The sequence below is a fragment of the Pseudoduganella sp. GW821-FHT05F09 genome (genome assembly GCF_059419605.1).
This window is the reverse complement of the sequence record NZ_JBWKSD010000006.1, coordinates 1-14,535: the sequence shown is the minus strand read 5'-3', so window position 1 is coordinate 14,535 and position 14,535 is coordinate 1. Positions and strand designations below refer to the sequence as shown.

18 protein-coding genes and 1 pseudogene are annotated in these 14,535 nt (G+C 65.7%); 9 read left to right on the top strand and 10 right to left on the bottom strand.

The window, feature by feature from the left end:
• Positions 1-12 precede the first annotated feature (12 nt).
• Positions 13-1,236, bottom strand: a complete 1,224-nt coding sequence (locus AC07S4_RS19800; protein WP_494988280.1) for a histidine kinase dimerization/phospho-acceptor domain-containing protein — start codon at positions 1,234-1,236, stop codon at positions 13-15.
• Positions 1,229-1,915 carry a response regulator transcription factor gene (locus AC07S4_RS19795; protein ID WP_494988279.1) on the bottom strand — a complete coding sequence of 229 codons (687 nt, stop codon included), beginning with the start codon at positions 1,913-1,915 and terminating at the stop codon, positions 1,229-1,231. Before AC07S4_RS19795 ends, AC07S4_RS19800 begins: the two co-directional genes overlap by 8 nt.
• Before the next feature lie 215 nt (positions 1,916-2,130).
• Here AC07S4_RS19795 and AC07S4_RS19790 point away from each other — a divergent pair, with 215 nt between their 5' ends.
• The 3 genes from AC07S4_RS19790 (at position 2,131) to AC07S4_RS19780 (ending at position 4,224) form a co-directional block, all read left to right on the top strand.
• A complete protein-coding gene (locus AC07S4_RS19790) occupies positions 2,131-2,730 on the top strand; it encodes an FMN-dependent NADH-azoreductase (RefSeq protein WP_494988278.1) in 600 nt (199 codons plus the stop codon).
• A 59-nt stretch (positions 2,731-2,789) separates the two neighbouring features.
• Entirely contained in the window at positions 2,790-3,677 is an 888-nt protein-coding gene (locus AC07S4_RS19785) for a pirin family protein (RefSeq protein WP_494988277.1), read from the top strand.
• A gap of 76 nt (positions 3,678-3,753) precedes the next feature.
• Entirely contained in the window at positions 3,754-4,224 is a 471-nt protein-coding gene (locus AC07S4_RS19780) for a hypothetical protein (protein WP_494988276.1), read from the top strand.
• A 191-nt stretch (positions 4,225-4,415) separates the two neighbouring features.
• Here the strand turns inward: AC07S4_RS19780 and AC07S4_RS19775 are convergent, their stop codons facing one another.
• Positions 4,416-5,579, bottom strand: a complete 1,164-nt coding sequence (locus AC07S4_RS19775) for an acyltransferase family protein (RefSeq protein WP_494988275.1) — start codon at positions 5,577-5,579, stop codon at positions 4,416-4,418.
• Positions 5,580-5,650: 71 nt separating this feature from the next.
• Between AC07S4_RS19775 and AC07S4_RS19770 the strand changes: the two genes are divergently transcribed.
• From AC07S4_RS19770 to AC07S4_RS19760, 3 genes are all read left to right on the top strand, one after another.
• Entirely contained in the window at positions 5,651-6,613 is a 963-nt protein-coding gene (locus tag AC07S4_RS19770) for a M14 family metallopeptidase (RefSeq protein ID WP_494988274.1), read from the top strand.
• A 137-nt stretch (positions 6,614-6,750) separates the two neighbouring features.
• Positions 6,751-7,077 (top strand): putative quinol monooxygenase, encoded by a 327-nt coding sequence (locus tag AC07S4_RS19765; protein ID WP_161074302.1) that lies wholly within the window; start codon positions 6,751-6,753, stop codon positions 7,075-7,077.
• Between the two features lie 76 nt (positions 7,078-7,153).
• A complete protein-coding gene (locus tag AC07S4_RS19760; protein ID WP_494988273.1) occupies positions 7,154-7,924 on the top strand; it encodes a substrate-binding periplasmic protein in 771 nt (256 codons plus the stop codon).
• 9 nt (positions 7,925-7,933) lie between these two features.
• Here the strand turns inward: AC07S4_RS19760 and sugE are convergent, their stop codons facing one another.
• Positions 7,934-8,248: a quaternary ammonium compound efflux SMR transporter SugE gene (gene sugE / locus AC07S4_RS19755; protein WP_494988272.1), complete on the bottom strand. Its 315-nt coding sequence runs from the start codon at positions 8,246-8,248 to the stop codon at positions 7,934-7,936.
• 117 nt (positions 8,249-8,365) lie between these two features.
• On the opposite strand from sugE, the gene AC07S4_RS19750 reads away from it, so the two are divergent.
• The 3 genes from AC07S4_RS19750 to AC07S4_RS19740 all read left to right on the top strand — a co-directional run bounded on the left by AC07S4_RS19750 (position 8,366) and on the right by AC07S4_RS19740 (position 10,218).
• Positions 8,366-8,725 carry a DUF1304 domain-containing protein gene (locus AC07S4_RS19750; RefSeq protein WP_494988271.1) on the top strand — a complete coding sequence of 120 codons (360 nt, stop codon included), beginning with the start codon at positions 8,366-8,368 and terminating at the stop codon, positions 8,723-8,725.
• 104 nt (positions 8,726-8,829) lie between these two features.
• Entirely contained in the window at positions 8,830-9,132 is a 303-nt protein-coding gene (locus AC07S4_RS19745) for an ArsR/SmtB family transcription factor (RefSeq protein ID WP_494988270.1), read from the top strand.
• Positions 9,133-9,162: 30 nt separating this feature from the next.
• The gene (locus AC07S4_RS19740; RefSeq protein WP_494988269.1) at positions 9,163-10,218 is read left to right on the top strand and encodes an alkene reductase; all 1,056 of its coding nucleotides are present in this window, start codon (positions 9,163-9,165) and stop codon (positions 10,216-10,218) included.
• Between the two features lie 20 nt (positions 10,219-10,238).
• Here the strand turns inward: AC07S4_RS19740 and AC07S4_RS19735 are convergent, their stop codons facing one another.
• The 6 genes and pseudogenes from AC07S4_RS19735 to AC07S4_RS19710 all read right to left on the bottom strand — a co-directional run.
• Positions 10,239-11,198 (bottom strand): MBL fold metallo-hydrolase, encoded by a 960-nt coding sequence (locus tag AC07S4_RS19735; protein WP_494988268.1) that lies wholly within the window; start codon positions 11,196-11,198, stop codon positions 10,239-10,241.
• Positions 11,199-11,267: 69 nt separating this feature from the next.
• Positions 11,268-12,656, bottom strand: coding sequence for a coiled-coil domain-containing protein (locus tag AC07S4_RS19730; protein WP_494988267.1), 1,389 nt, complete (start codon positions 12,654-12,656; stop codon positions 11,268-11,270).
• Between the two features lie 10 nt (positions 12,657-12,666).
• On the bottom strand, positions 12,667-13,137 hold the full coding sequence (locus AC07S4_RS19725) for a hypothetical protein (RefSeq protein ID WP_494988266.1): 471 nt from the start codon (positions 13,135-13,137) through the stop codon (positions 12,667-12,669).
• A gap of 10 nt (positions 13,138-13,147) precedes the next feature.
• Entirely contained in the window at positions 13,148-13,798 is a 651-nt protein-coding gene (locus AC07S4_RS19720; protein ID WP_494988618.1) for a C39 family peptidase, read from the bottom strand.
• A gap of 59 nt (positions 13,799-13,857) precedes the next feature.
• Positions 13,858-14,280, bottom strand: coding sequence for a hypothetical protein (locus AC07S4_RS19715; protein ID WP_494988265.1), 423 nt, complete (start codon positions 14,278-14,280; stop codon positions 13,858-13,860).
• Positions 14,281-14,282: 2 nt separating this feature from the next.
• Positions 14,283-14,535: pseudogene (locus AC07S4_RS19710) on the bottom strand (hypothetical protein); the annotation flags it as partial.

Below are 14,535 nucleotides of genomic sequence, written 5' to 3'. Positions count from 1 at the left end.
ATCCGCCGGATTTCAGCTGGCGCGCAGCGGCACAACGTCCACCCGGTAAGCCTCAGGCGCCGCGTGGAAGCTGATCTCCCAACCCATGGCCTCGGCGATGCGCCGCAGCAGATGCTGGCCGTGCATGAAGCCCTGCATGGCGCCGTTCCGGTCAGGATCGACCGTGTTGCTCACGCCAAGCACGCCGTCCGCGAACGACAGCCGCAGCCGCGAGCCCGGCCCGCCATGGAACAAGGCGTTGCCCAGGCAGTTATTGATAAGCAGCATGGACAAATGCCGGTTGCCCAGCACCGGCAGGCGGTCCGGCAAATCAAGCGCCAGGCTGTCGTCGCCCCACGCGCCCTGTTCCAGCAGGCGCAGCAAACTATCTTCGATGCAGGCGCGCAGGTCCACCGTCTCGTGCGCGATGTGCTCCGCGCGCGCCAGCGCGAACAGCACGTCGATGGTGGCGCCCATTTCATCAAGGCCGGCCTGCAGCTGCGCCACCTCCTGCCCGTCCAGCGGCCGCGAGTGCGCCTGCGCCAGCGTGTTGTTCAGCACCGTGAGCGGCGTGCGCAGCTCGTGGCTCACGTCGCGCGTGAATGCATGCTCGCGCCGCAGCGAAGCATGCAGCTCGCTGACGGTGGCGCCGAGCTTCTGCGCCAGGTAGCCGATTTCGTCGCGCCGGTGACGCGCGCTGAACGCGGCAGGCCCCTGCTGCGGCAGGCTGCGCACTTCTTGCGCCAGCACCTGCAGCGGCGAGACCAGGCGCCGGGACAGCAGGTAGGCCAGCAGCAGCGCCAGGGCGATCAGCCCCAGCGCCAGCAGGACCAGCAGCCAGCCCACCTCCTGGAACAGATGCGACACCACCAGCAGCGGCCCCACATCGGCCAGCAGATAGACCGCCTGCGGCGCCGGGGCCGCAGGCAGATGGAGCGTGCGCAGATGATAGTGCTGGCCTGTGCCGGTGAAAATCTCGGCGCGCTCCCGCCCGGCGGCAAGCTGTTCGCGCACCGGTGGCGGCAGCGCCTCCGCGCTGCGGTAGACGCGTATCAGGTCCAGGCCTGGCGGGGGGATGTCGCCATGCAGCCGGAAGTGCGCCGCCATGGCGGCAGCCTCCCGCTCCAGCAGCCGGTCGACCAGCATGTCTTCCGTCACGTAGGAGATGACCAGCGCCAGGCCGGTATAGCAGACGCAAATCAGCACGGTGAATCCGGCCAGCGCAGCAAACAGGCCATGGCGGATAGACCTAAACATGCGGCTCCGGCGCAAGTTCCAGGCGGTAGCCCAACTGCGGGATGGTCACCACCGACGCGGGCGCGCCCGCCAGTTCGAGCTGCTTGCGCAGCGCGTAGATGTGAGACTTGAGCGCGTCGCTGTCCGGCGGATGGGCGCCCCACAAATCATGCAGCAGCGCGGAGCGCGACACGGCGTGCGGATGCGCGGTGCACAGCATCAGCAATATCGCAAAGCCGGTCTGCGTCACGGGGACCGGCGCGCCGTTGCACAGCACGCGCCTGTCATGCAGCTGCAGCGTCAGCGGGCCGGCCTGCAATTCGCGGCTCAGGTGCAGCTGGCCGCGCCGCGCCAGCGCCTCGCAGCGCAAGGCCAGCTCGCGCAGGTCGAACGGCTTGGTCAGGTAATCGTCCGCGCCCTCCTTGAAGCCGCGCGCCTTGTCCTCGAACGCATCGCGGGCGGTCAGCATCAGCACCGGCACATTGCGCGGCGCGCCGGCCTTGATCGCGCGGCAGACCTCCAGGCCATCGATATCGGGAAGATTCAGGTCCAGCAGCACCACGTCATACGCCTCGCGCGTGGCCAGCTGGATAGCCAGCGCGCCGCTGGCGGCATGGTCGGCCTGCCACTTCAGCCCCTCCAGGAAGTCCACCACCTGGCGCGCAATGGTCGGATGGTCTTCCACTACCAGTATGGTCAAGGAGCTGCGGTTCATTAAGTGCTTACGTGGTTAAAGGTTGCGGCCCGCCCTAGGACAGCGGCGCCAGTATAGCAATTACTGCAACTTGGGCAGAATATTCAGGCGATTGTTCCATCAGTGGTTCAATGAAACCCATTTACCCAGCTTAATCTATCGTTTTGGGACTGTTAAAGTACATCCATCGCAGCACACAACCCAATACAAGGAACGACACCATGAACATCCTGCAAATCAACTCCAGCGCCCGCAGCACCGGTTCCGAATCCACCCGCCTGGGCGACTCCATCGTTGCCAAGCTGACCGCCGCCAACCCTGGCGCCTCGGTAGCCCGCCGCGATCTGGCCGCCAACCCGCACCCGGTGATCGACGAAGCAACCCTGCAAGCCCTGTTCACCCCGGCCGAGCAGCGCACCCCGGAACAAGCCGCCCGCGTGGCGCTGGACGACGCCCTGATCGCCCAGGTGCAGGCGGCGGATGTGATCGTGATCGGCGCGCCGATGTACAACTTCGGCATCACCGTGCAGCTCAAATCGTGGTTCGACGCGATTGCCCGCGCCGGCGTGACCTTCAAATACGGCCCAACCGGCCCGATCGGCCTGCTGAGCGGTAAAAAAGTCTACGTCGCCCTGTCGCGTGGCGGCCTGCACCGCGATGCGCCTAGCGACACCCAACTGCCGCATGTGAAAATGTTCCTGAGCTTCCTGGGCATGACCGACGTGCAGTTCGTCTACTCCGAAGGCCTGGGCATGGGTCCGGACGCAGTGAGCAAGGCGCAAGCCGAAGCCGACGCGCAAGTGAACGCAGTGCTGGCATAAGCAAACTAGCAAATAAGCACGCAAGGCGGCGCTGAACAACAATCAACAGGAGAATGGCAATGACACTAGCAACATCGGTAACATCGGAAAGCGTGCAGCAATCGCGCGGCGTGGAGCGCATCATCAACGGCCAGGCCGTGATGGACGGCGCGGGCGTGAAGATCAACCGTGTATTGACGCAGCCATTGCAGCGCCGCCTGGACCCGTTTTTGATGCTGGACAATTTCGGCAGCGACTCGGCCAATGACTACATCGCCGGCTTCCCCGAGCACCCGCACCGCGGCTTCGAGACGGTCACGTATATGCTCACCGGCCGCATGCGCCACAAGGACAGCGCCGGCAACGAAGGCCTGCTGACCAACGGCGGCGTGCAGTGGATGACGGCGGGCCGGGGCGTAATCCACTCCGAAATGCCGGAGCAGGAAGAAGGCCGCATGGAAGGCTTCCAGCTGTGGCTGAACCTGCCCGCCAAGGACAAGATGCGCGCGCCGTGGTACCGCGACTTCAACGCTGAACAAGTGCCGTCGTTCAGCACCGAAGGCGCGCAGGTGCGCGTGATCGCGGGCAGCAGCCACGGCGTGGCGGGCGCGGTGCAGCGCGAAGTGACCGAGCCCATCTATATCGACGTGGAACTGAAGGCGGGCGCCAGCTTCAGCCAGCAGATCCCGGCCGGGCACAACGCCTTCGTGTTCACCTATCGCGGCGGCGTGCACATCGGCGGCAAGCCGGTGGCCAATGGCCGCATGGCGATCCTGGAGAACACGGCCGGCGCCGACGGCGTGACGGTGCAGGCGGCGGAAGACAGCCGCTTCATCCTGATCGCCGGCCAGCCGCTGAACGAGCCGATTGCGCAATACGGCCCGTTCGTGATGAACACGCAGGCCGAGCTGATGCAGGCGGTGGAAGACTTCCGCGCCGGCAAGCTGGGCGAAGAAGCCCACGTCTAAGCTCGTCAAGATCAAACCAGTCTCTGGGGGAAGCAACACCCCCAGGGCTGTCCCCATTTTCCGTTAAAATGCCGCCATGACATCCCCACTCATCGGTTGGCTCAAGCACCTGAGCCGTATCTGCGGCTTCGACACCGCCGACTCCTTCCCGCCCGGCCACGCGCATGCGCGCACGCGCTGGAACGCCGCCTATTTCGACATTGCCTCCGACGTCAAAGCGGACGAGATGGAGCGCCGCATCTGCGAGGCCATAGGCAACACGCCGCTGGTGTTCGCGCACATCACGGCGCCGACGCCGCGCATGCAGCGCGCCTTGCTGGGCGTGATCGAATCGCGGCTGCGGCACAACCACGGCAAGGAAGCGGCGCAACTGGCCGCCTTGCTGATCAAATCCTACCAAAGCCCGCACACGGCCGAAGCGCTGCCCGGCCTGCGCCAGGCCATCGACAGCACACGCGACGACGAAGCCCCCGCCCGCGTCCGCGCCCTGCTCGAATTCCTCAACAACATGCAATCCCCCTACGACGTCATCGAAATGCGTCCCTGAGCTAAACCCCATTTGCCAAAACCGAGCTGAGCCGCATTCGGGGTCAGACCCCGAATGCGGCTCAGCTCGCTTGGGGAAAACTGCGGTCGCGCAGCTTCATGAAGGGGGTTCGATTGGCGGCGTAGAGTAAGCGTAAACAATCCGCGGCCTACCCCAGCCATCGGCAGAACGTTCGACGATGACGCCCCACCCTAAGCCCCCGTTTGCTGAAGCCGAGCTGAGCCGCATTCGGGGTCTGACCCCGAATGCGGCTCAGCTCGCTTGGCGGGGAAATGGCGGTCGCGCAGCAGCATGAAGGGGGTTTCGACGGCGGCGTACAGCAGCCAGCCTAGCGGGATGCTGACCGCTGTCATGATGGCGATGCCGGTCCAGCTGGCGGCGCTGATGCCGTGCCCGGCAAGTTCGGGTTTGAGCAGCAGGAAGATTTGCTTGTGCGTGAGGTAGATGGCGTAGGACCAGAGCGCGACCTTGCCGAAGCCGGGGATGCGCGTGCGCTCCAGCAGCGAGCCGGGACTGAGCGCGGCGATCAGCAGCAGCGTGCAGCCCAGCGCCAGCAGCGGGTAGCCGAATACCGTCATGCCGTAGCCGTAATGGTCTTCCGAGAACAGGTAGAGCGCGGACCCCGCCACCGCCACGCCGGCGCCCAGCGCCCAGTTGCCGCGCGAGGTGAGCTTGCTCCACGCGCCGCCGTGGTGGTTTTTCAGCAGCGCCAGCGCCACGCCCGCCACCAGCTCGTCGAACCGGCACAGCGAGGAGTAGTAGATCGTGTTGTAGTAGTGGAAGCCGCCTTCGCTGTCGCCCACCTGGGTCTGCCAGAGATAGCTCCGGATCGCCATGCCGGCCAGGAAACTGGCGCAGACCGCCACCCAGGCCCAGACCAGCGAGCGGCGCAGCGCGGCGATCAGCAGCGCCACCGCCGGCAGCAGCACATAAAACTGCTCCTCCACGCACAGCGACCAGGCGTGCGAGAACGCGGTGCCCGGCATCAGGTCGAAATTCTGCGTGAAGGTGAGAAATTGCCACAGCGGCGGCAAGGTCAGCCCGGCCCGGAACCAGGGCCAGCAGGCGTACAGCGCCAGCACCGCGTAGAACGCGGGCAAGGTGCGCAGGAAGCGGCGGATGTAGAAGGTGCGCAGCGAAAAGCCGCCTTCGCTGCGCATGGCGGCGAAGATCTGGTTGCCGATCAGATAGCCGGACAGGGCAAAAAACAGGTCGACGCCGGTCCACCCCACTTCACCCCAAAAGCCGAACGGCGCCTGCTTGCTGACGAACAGCACGTAGTGGTTCATGAACACGAGCGCGATCGCCACGGCGCGCAGCGTGTCCAGGCCATGAATGCGGGTTATGGATTTCATGCAGTATTTTAACTGTTGGCGCGGCCAATCCCCGCTAGAATAACGGCCATTCATCAGCCTCGGGGACCAGCATGACTGTAGCAAGCGATCTGCATTTCAAATCCGTCAACTATACCGGCCAGGGCAAGGGCCCGCGCGTGATCATCACCGGCGCCGTGCACGGCAATGAAACCTGCGGCACCAAGGGCATCACACGCGTGATGCAGGAAATCGACAACGGCCAGCTGCGCATCCTGAACGGCATGGTGACCTTTGTGCCCATCGTCAATCCGCTGGCCTATGCCAAGGGCGAGCGCTCGGGCGACCGCAACCTGAACCGCAACCTGTTCCCGAACGAGAACCCGCAGGACTTCGAGGACCGCATCGCCAACTGGCTGTGCCCGCTTCTCGGCCAGCACGACGTGCTGCTCGACCTGCATTCCTTCAACGCCCAGAGCCAGCCTTTCCTGATGGTCGGCCCGCGCAACAACGACGGCACGCTTCAGCCTTTCCAGCATGAGGAAAAGGAACGCGCCCTGGCGCGCCGCATCGGCGTGACGCGCTTTGTCGACGGCTGGCTGGCCACTTACGGCGCCGGCGTGCAGCGCCGCCTGCGCGACGATTCGCAGCTGGAAACCGTGCTGCGCTACGGCGTGGGCACCACCGAGTACATGCGCTCGACCGGCGGCTACGCGCTGACCCTGGAGTGCGGCCAGCACGCCGATCCGCAGGCGCCCGAGGTGGCTTACCGCGCCATCATGAACACCCTGGCCTTCCTGGGCCTGATCGATGCGCCGCAGCCGGTGGCGCTGGCGCCCGAGCAGACCGAGTACCTGAGCATGGTGGAAGTGCACGACAAGCAGCACGCGGACGACCGCTTCAGCCGCGTCTGGTCCAGCTTCGACCGCGTGGCCAAGGGCGAGGAAATCGGCCGCCGCCACGACGGCACGCCGGTGCTGGCCGCCGATGACGCCATCGTTCTGTTCCCGGACACCAACGCCCGCGCGAACGCCGAGTGGTACTACCTGGCGAAGGCCAATCCAGCCGGCTTCTGATTTCCGGCGCCAGGGGCCGCCGCCCGCGCGGCCCTTGATTCAGCTTTCCGCAATGATCCATTGCATTCCAGCCCGTTGATGCTGGTGTTCCTGACTCCTATACTGGCTTCATTCCCATCCCATAGCGAGCAAACACCATGTCCGACCATATCGCCTTCGTCGTCCGCCTCAGCTCCAAGCCTGAAGTGCGCGAGCGTTTCCGCACCGAACTGTTCAACGTCGTCAACCGCATGAAGGACGAACCGGACTTCATCAACACCTGGGTGCATGAGGATGCCAACGATCCCAACACCTTTGTGCTCTACGAAACCTGGGCCTGCACCCGCGAGTACTTCCTGGCTACGCACCTGGCCAAGGATTACCGCGTGCAGTACGAGGCGCTGCTGCCGGAGATGCTGGCCAAGGAACGCAGCATTGATTTCCTGAACATTATCGCGGCCTACCCGGGCCGTTCCGCCAGCTGAAACGGCGGCGCGCGCGGCGCGTTTTCCGCTGGCTTCGATGTGTCCCCGGGGATACAATCGCTGGCAGGAGAACAAGATGCACATTACGCTGACATTCGCTGCGATACTGCTCGGCCTGCCCCTCGCGGCGCAGGCCGAGCACTATGTGGTCCGCACCATGGGCCAGGAGAGCCTGCCCCCCAAATGGATGCTGCATGACGGCCGGCCCGAGGGCCTGTGTCCGGACATACTGGCGGCCATGGAGAAGGCCGAGCCGCACCTGAAATTCACCGGGCAGGACGATTTCCGCTCGGTGCCGCAAATCGAACAGGGACTGGAGTCCGGCTCGGTGGGCGCCGCCTGCGCGCTGCTGGACTCGGAACGCCGCCGCCGCGTGGCGTTTATGTCGAGCAAGCTGTACACGGTGCGCCACAGGCTGGCGGCCGCCACCAGCGACAAGGCCAGCGTGGAGTCCATCGACGAGCTGGTCCGCCTCAAGCCGCTGATCACCACCTCGCGCGGCGCCGCCTATTCGGACCAGCTGCGCGTGCTGGGCCTGGAAGTGGACGACAGCACCAGCGACAATCTGACCAACCTGAAAAAAATCCTGGCCGGCCACGGCCGCTTCGTCTACATGAACGAGCTGACGCTGGCGTGGATCATCCGGGAGAACAAGCTGAGCGATAAAGTGCGGCTGCTGCCGGCCGTGCTGAAAGAGGAGCCGATTTTCTTCTGGATCAGCAAGAAGGCCGACCCCGGCGCGATGCGCCTGATGAACTCGGCGCTGCAAAAACTGCGGGCCAGCGGTGAGCTGGCCCGGATTTACGAGCGCTGGTCTAATGAACGGACCACGCCCCTGTCCAACTGATGCGCCGGACTAGTGGGCCAGCTTCAGCCCCAATATGCCGCAGGTGATCATGGTGATGCACACCAGCCGCAGCACGCCGGCTGGCTCGCCCAGCACCATGATGCCGAACACCGCCGTGCCCACGGTGCCGATGCCGGTCCACACGGCATAAGCCGTGCCCAGCGGCAGGTCGCGCAGCGCCAGCCCCAGCAGCGCCATGCTGCCGCCCATGGACAGCAGCGTCAGCACCGACGGCACCAGCTTGCTGAAGCCTTCCGTGTATTTCAGGCCCACCGCCCAGCCAATTTCCAGCAGTCCGGCAATAAATAAAAATAGCCACGCCATTTTTTTCTCCTTGTGTGGCAAGGTCGTCCCCGCCGCGCGCCCTGGAATGCGAGGTCGTCCCCGCAGGCAAGAGGCGACAGTATATCATTGCAACATTTCCATCATGAAGGGGTCCCGATGTTACTCTTTGCGCAAGCCGTCACCGGCCTGGTGCTACTGATCCACGTCTACATAGTGCTGCTGGAGACGGTGCTGTTCCGCACCCGCGGCCGGCGCGTGTTCGGCCTGAGCGCCGAAAAAGCGGAAATCGTGCAGCCGGCCATGTCCAACCAGGGCTGCTACAACGGTTTCCTGGTCGCGGCGCTGGCGCTGGGCTTTCTGCATCCGGACCCGGCCGTCGCGCGCGCCTTCACGCTGTTCGGCCTGTGCTGCGTGGCGGTGGCCGGCCTGTGGGGCGCGGCCACGGTGTCGCGCCGCATCCTGTTCGTGCAGACCGTGCCGGCCGTGATCGCCCTGCTGTTGCTCCAACTCGCTTGATTTTTTGACATTGCCAGCGTGCCGCCAGCACGTTTTTCATTTATATCGTAAGATACCGATATATGCATCGTGCTTTATAGATGCACATATCGTTAGAGACCAATATGGACATAGACATCGACGCAATCCACAAGGCGCTGGCCAATCCGGTCCGGCGCCAGATCCTGGCCTGGCTGAAAGAGCCGGAGGCCTATTTCGCCGAGCAGGCCCATCCGCTGACCTTCGGGGTCTGCGCGGGCCTGATCGACCAGCGCACCGGCCTGTCGCAATCGACCGTGTCGGCCCACCTGGCCACCTTGCAAAAGGCCGGCCTGGTGACGGTGCAGCGGGTGGGACAGTGGAATTTCTTCAAGCGCAACGACGAAGTGATCCAGGGCTTTATCGACCATATGAACCAGGGCCTGTGAGCAGGCCCGGCAACTCAAGGACGAACCACCATGGCAAACCTGTTTGACCCTATCAAAATCGGCGACCTGACCCTGAACAACCGCATCATCATGGCGCCGCTGACGCGCGCCCGCGCCGTGGGCGGCGACCGCGTGCCCAACGCGCTGATGGCGGAATACTATGTGCAGCGCGCCTCGGCCGGCCTGATCCTGAGCGAAGCAACCGCCGTCACGCCGCAGGGCGTGGGCTATGCCGACACGCCGGGCATCTGGTCGGACGCGCAGGTGGTCGGCTGGAAAGTGGTCACCGACGCGGTGCACGCGGCCGGCGGCAAGATCTTCCTGCAGCTGTGGCACGTGGGCCGCATTTCGGACCCGAGCTTCCTGAACGGCGACGCGCCGGTGGCGCCGAGCGCCATCGCGGCCAAGGGCCATGTCAGCCTGCTGCGTCCGCAGCGCGAATACCCCGTGCCGCGCGCGCTGGCGCTGGAAGAAATCCCGGGCATCGTGGCGGCCTACCGCAAGGGCGCGGAAAACGCCAAACTAGCCGGCTTTGACGGCGTGGAAGTGCACGGCGCCAACGGCTACCTGCTGGACCAGTTCCTGCAGGACGGCACCAACAAGCGCACCGACGCCTACGGCGGCCCGATCGAGAACCGCGCGCGCCTGATGCTGGAAGTGACGGACGCCGTGATTGAAGTTTGGGGCGCCGGCCGCGTCGGCATGCATTTGGCGCCGCGCCGCGATTCGCATGACATGAGCGACTCCAACCCGGCGGAAACCTTCGGCTACGTGGCGCGCGAGCTGGGCAAGCGCGGCATCGCCTTCATCTGCGCGCGCGAAGCGGTGGGCGAGGACAGCCTGGGACCGCTGCTGAAGAAGGAATTCGGCGGCATCTATATCGCCAATGAAAAGATGGACAAGGCCACGGCCGAGAGCATCCTGGCTGCGGGCACGGCGGACGCCGTCGCCTGGGGCAAGGACTTCATCGCCAATCCCGACCTGCCGGCACGCCTGCAGCAAGGCGCGGCGCTGAACGCACCGCGTCCTGAAACCTTCTACCACGCAACGGCGGAAGGCTACACGGACTACCCTGCCCTGGCCTAAGCCGCCGGCGGCACCGGCTATCAGCGCGGAATGGTGTAATTCACCGGCACAAACTGGTAGCCCTTGCCCTGGCTGCGGATATGTCCGAGGCCCGGGAACTGCAAGTGCGCCGCGCCGATCAGATAACCCTGCTTGGCCGCATCCGCAAACGCCGCCTTGCGCTGGGCCAGCGCGGCCTTGCTGTCGCTGTCGAAATCGATCGTCACCGACGGATCATCGAACTGCACCGCCTGCACATGCAGCAGGTCGCCCAGCAGCACCAGCTTCTGCCCTTTGCTCTCGATCACATACGTGGTGTGCCCCGGCGTATGCCCGTAGCTGTTCACCGCCTTGATGCCTGGCGCCAGCTCGGTATTGCCTTCAAACGGATTCAGCTTGCCCGCATCGCTGTACGGCGACACCGACGCCATCGCGCCCTGGAAGAAGCCCTTCTTGTCGTCCGGCGCTTTCTCCAGGTTCACTTTGCTCAGCCAGAAATCCGTATCGTGCTTGTCCGCGCGCAGCACGGCGTTCGGGAACGCCGCCTTGCCCGCAGCGGCCAGGCCGCCCACGTGGTCCGGGTGCAAATGCGTGATGTAGATCTCGTCCACCTGCTCAGGCTGGTAGCCCGAGGCTTTCAGGTTGGCCAGCAGCTTGCCCAGCGTGGGGCCGAACAGGCCAGCCGCGCCGGTATCGATCAGCACCAGCTTGCTGCCGGTGTTGACCAGGTAGCCGTTCACCGAGGTCTCCAGCGGCGCTTTCAGGAAGGACTTGCCCAATGCCTGCGTGGTCTTGGCGGGCTTGTCGTGCAGCAGCTTGTCGACCGGCAGGTCCACCGTGCCGTCGTTCAGCGCGGTTACTTCGAAATCGCCCAGCATGATGCGGAAGTAGCCGGGAGCCTGGGTCTTCACCAGCGGCGCTGCCGCGAAGGCAGGCGACTGGCCCAGCATGGCGGCGATTGCGATGGCCACGCCTGCGGCCGGAATGCGACGAGAGATCATATTTCCTCTTGGATGAGTGGTGTTGAATTGCTTATATTATCGTAAAAATACGATATACGTGCAGCACCCTCAGAAGCTCATCGGGAAGCGCACCGACAGCGTCACATCCGGCGTGTCGCGCGTGAGCCCCGCGCCCACCGAAACGTTGAGCGAACGCTTGTCGCTGTAGCGGTAGGAGAAGCCCATCAGCAGCGTGCCCAGCTGGGTGCGCACCGATCCGGGCACAGTCACGCCGTTCTGCCTGGTGCGCCCGATGGAGTCGTGGTTGTAGCCCAGGCTGAGCGTGGTCTTCTCATTCAGGGCCAGGCCCATGCCGAAGTTAAAGCCGAACACGGCGCCCGGCTTGAGCCTGCCCAGATCCTCGAACTCGCCGTTGCGCACCATGCGCCGCACGCCGCTGCGCTGGAAGTTGTGCAGATAGCTCACGCTGCCGAACAGTACGGCAGGATCGGACGGATACAGCCAGGTCAGGCTGGGCTGCACCCCGTAGAAGCCGGAACCGGTGGGCAGGTCCAGCGGCAAGCCGGTGCCGGTGGCGTTCGGTCCCACGCAGCGCTGCACGCAATCGGTGACGACTTCGAAAGGATCGCGGCCGGTGCGGCTTTTCAGGCGCAGGCCCGCAACGTAGTAGGCGCGGTCCGGGCCGCCCGCATTGAACTGGTGGCGCAGCGCCACCTCCGCGTCGCCGACGCCGCGTCCGCTGGTCGAGAACACATTGTCCACCGCCGAGCCGGTAAAGATTTCACGGCTGACGGTGGAGTCGGAACGGTAGACATAGGGTATGCGCACCTCCAGCTCGGTGCGCGGCGTGAGGCCGTAGCGGGCGGCCAGCGCGGCGGTCATGGTGTTGCGCTTGACTTCGCGCACATCGACCAGGCCGATCAGCAGCGCCGGGATGATGGTATAGCCCACCAGCACCACGCGGTTGCTGGACGAATAGCCGAACTGGTAGGACGGTTCAAGCACGAAGCGGCCCTTGGGCGTGAGCACGCCGGGCGCCTCGAACAGCGGCGCCACCTCGGGCGGACGGCTGTCGCGCTGCGGAGCCTGGCCCACCGATGCAACAGTTTCGCCTGCAGGCGCAGCGGCAGGCCCGCTTTGTCCGGCCTGCGCGGCCGGCCCGCTTTGTCCGGCCTGCGCGGCCGGCCCGCTTTGCTCCTCCGCCCCGCCCGGCAGCGGCGCGGCGCCTGCCGCCGGACCGGTTCCCCGCTGGCGCGCCAGGCGCTCGGCCGGCGCCGGCGCGGCCTGGGGTCCGGCCTGGGGTGCGGCCTGCGACGAGAGCTGCTGGCGCAGCTGCCGCAGCAACTCGCGCTGCTCGGCCAATTGGCGCTTCAGCGCCTCGATTTCCACCGCCAGCTCGGCAACTCCGGGCGCGCCGGATTGGCCGTGAGCCAGCGTCGTACACATCACCACAGACAAGCCGGCCGTGCCGGCACGCAGAACCTTGGCAAATCGCATGCATTCCTCCTTATCTGGGCGCAACCACGCTCGACAGCGCGGCGCGCATGCTGCTTTCAAAATTACTACTGGTCAGCATAGATAAGCTGGAAACAGCCGCATTGATGGTTGTCTGGCTCTGTATCAATTGGTCATTGACTGTGTTCTGAATAAACAACACCGGCAGCCCCGGCGGCGCGGCGTTGCCCATGCCGTTCTGCACCGTCAGCGGCTGCAGGGCCGCGCTCACCAGCACCGCCTCCTCGGCCGTGATGCGGGACAGGTCGGCAATCTGGAACTGGCTGCTGGCGACGGTGCCGCCGTTGATGGCCACCAGCCGCTCCACGCCCAGCGACACCAGCATGCCGCCGGTATCGAAGCCGCCGCGCTGGGCCTCCAGCGTCTGCTCGGAAACCGGCGTCCAGCCGGACGGCAAGCCGTCCGCTCCGGCGGAAAACATGATGCCGCCCAGCGCGGCGGCGATGCAGCGCAAACGCTTCATTGCGTGCTCCTTAGAAATTGCCGCTGCCCAGCTTGGGCAGGGTCTGGCGTTGCAGGCCGTCGCGCTCGATGCCGCCGGCCAGCAGCGCTTGCGGCGCCGCGCGCCAGTCGGCCGCCGCGTTGAAATGCGCCTTGCCGGGGCTGCCGTGCACCACGAACAGCAAGCCGTTCTGCCAGATCGCTTCAAACGCCCGGCGCGGCATGGCGCGCGTGCCGCTGGCCGGATCGCCCAGCAGCACGCGGCCGCCGGACACGCCCTTGATGACGACGAAATGGTGGTAGCCCCGCTCCGCCACCAGCACGATGGCGGGCAGGCCGGCTTCGGCCAGCTTGTCGAGCGGCAGTTCGAAGCCGTCGGCCACATAGCCCAGGCTGGCCAGGTAGCGCTTGATGTCCAGCAAGGAGAACCCCTCGCGCTGGATGCGCTGCTGGTCGCCGTGCAGGTACATCTGCTGAAACGCGGCCTGTTCGCTCACGGGCCGGTCGAAATGGTAGGTCAGCAGGGTCGCCACCGCCGCCGAACCGCAACTGAAGTCATACTGCTGGCGCACGGTGGCGCGGAAGCGCAGCTCCTTCATGCTCGCCAGCGGCACGGCGTAGCCGCCGCCGCCCGCCGCCGCGAATTCCGCCGCCTGCATGGCGGGCGGCAAGCCCGCCAGCATGGCGGGCGGCAAGCCCGCCAGCAGCAGCGCCAGCAGCATTGATGGTGATGATGGCGCGCTCATTTGAACTGCACATTCACGATGGTGGCGTTCTGGATCAGCACATTGGCGCCCGAATTCTGTATCACCATGGGCAAACCCGACGCGTTGCTGAACGAGCCATCGGCGATGACATTGGCCCCGGTGGCCACCGCCACCGCGCTGTTGCCGCTGACGGCGCCCTGCAGCTTCATATCGCTCCAGGGCGTGTCGCTGCCGCCGCGCAGCGCGTCCAGCCGCCGCGCGCTGAGCGCAGGGCCCAGCGCCGGTCCAGGTCCCCGGGCAGGCTCCTGCGCAGAACCCGCCTCCGCAGGCCCTGCCTTAGCAAGCGAGGCAGAAGCCACGGGCGCCGCCAGCGCGGCCAGCACACCGTCCTCCCCCAGCACGGGAAGGACGGGCGCCGCCAGCACCAGCGCCATGGCCAGCTTGGCAGCGTGCCGCATCGCTACCTGCCGACGCTCAGGTTGGCCTGCACGTTCACGCTCTGCTGGATCAGCGACGAGAAGCCATTGTTCTGGCTCACCGTCATGATGCCCGCAGCCGACTGGCCCACGCTGGTCATGGTGTTGGACATATCGAAGGTGCCGGCATTGACGGTGTTCGAGCCGCCCACGCCGCCGGTGCCGCCCGCGCCCGCGCCGCCGGCCGCATTGCCGGCCGTCTGCGTGCCGCCTGCGCCGCCCGCGCCTGCCGTGGCC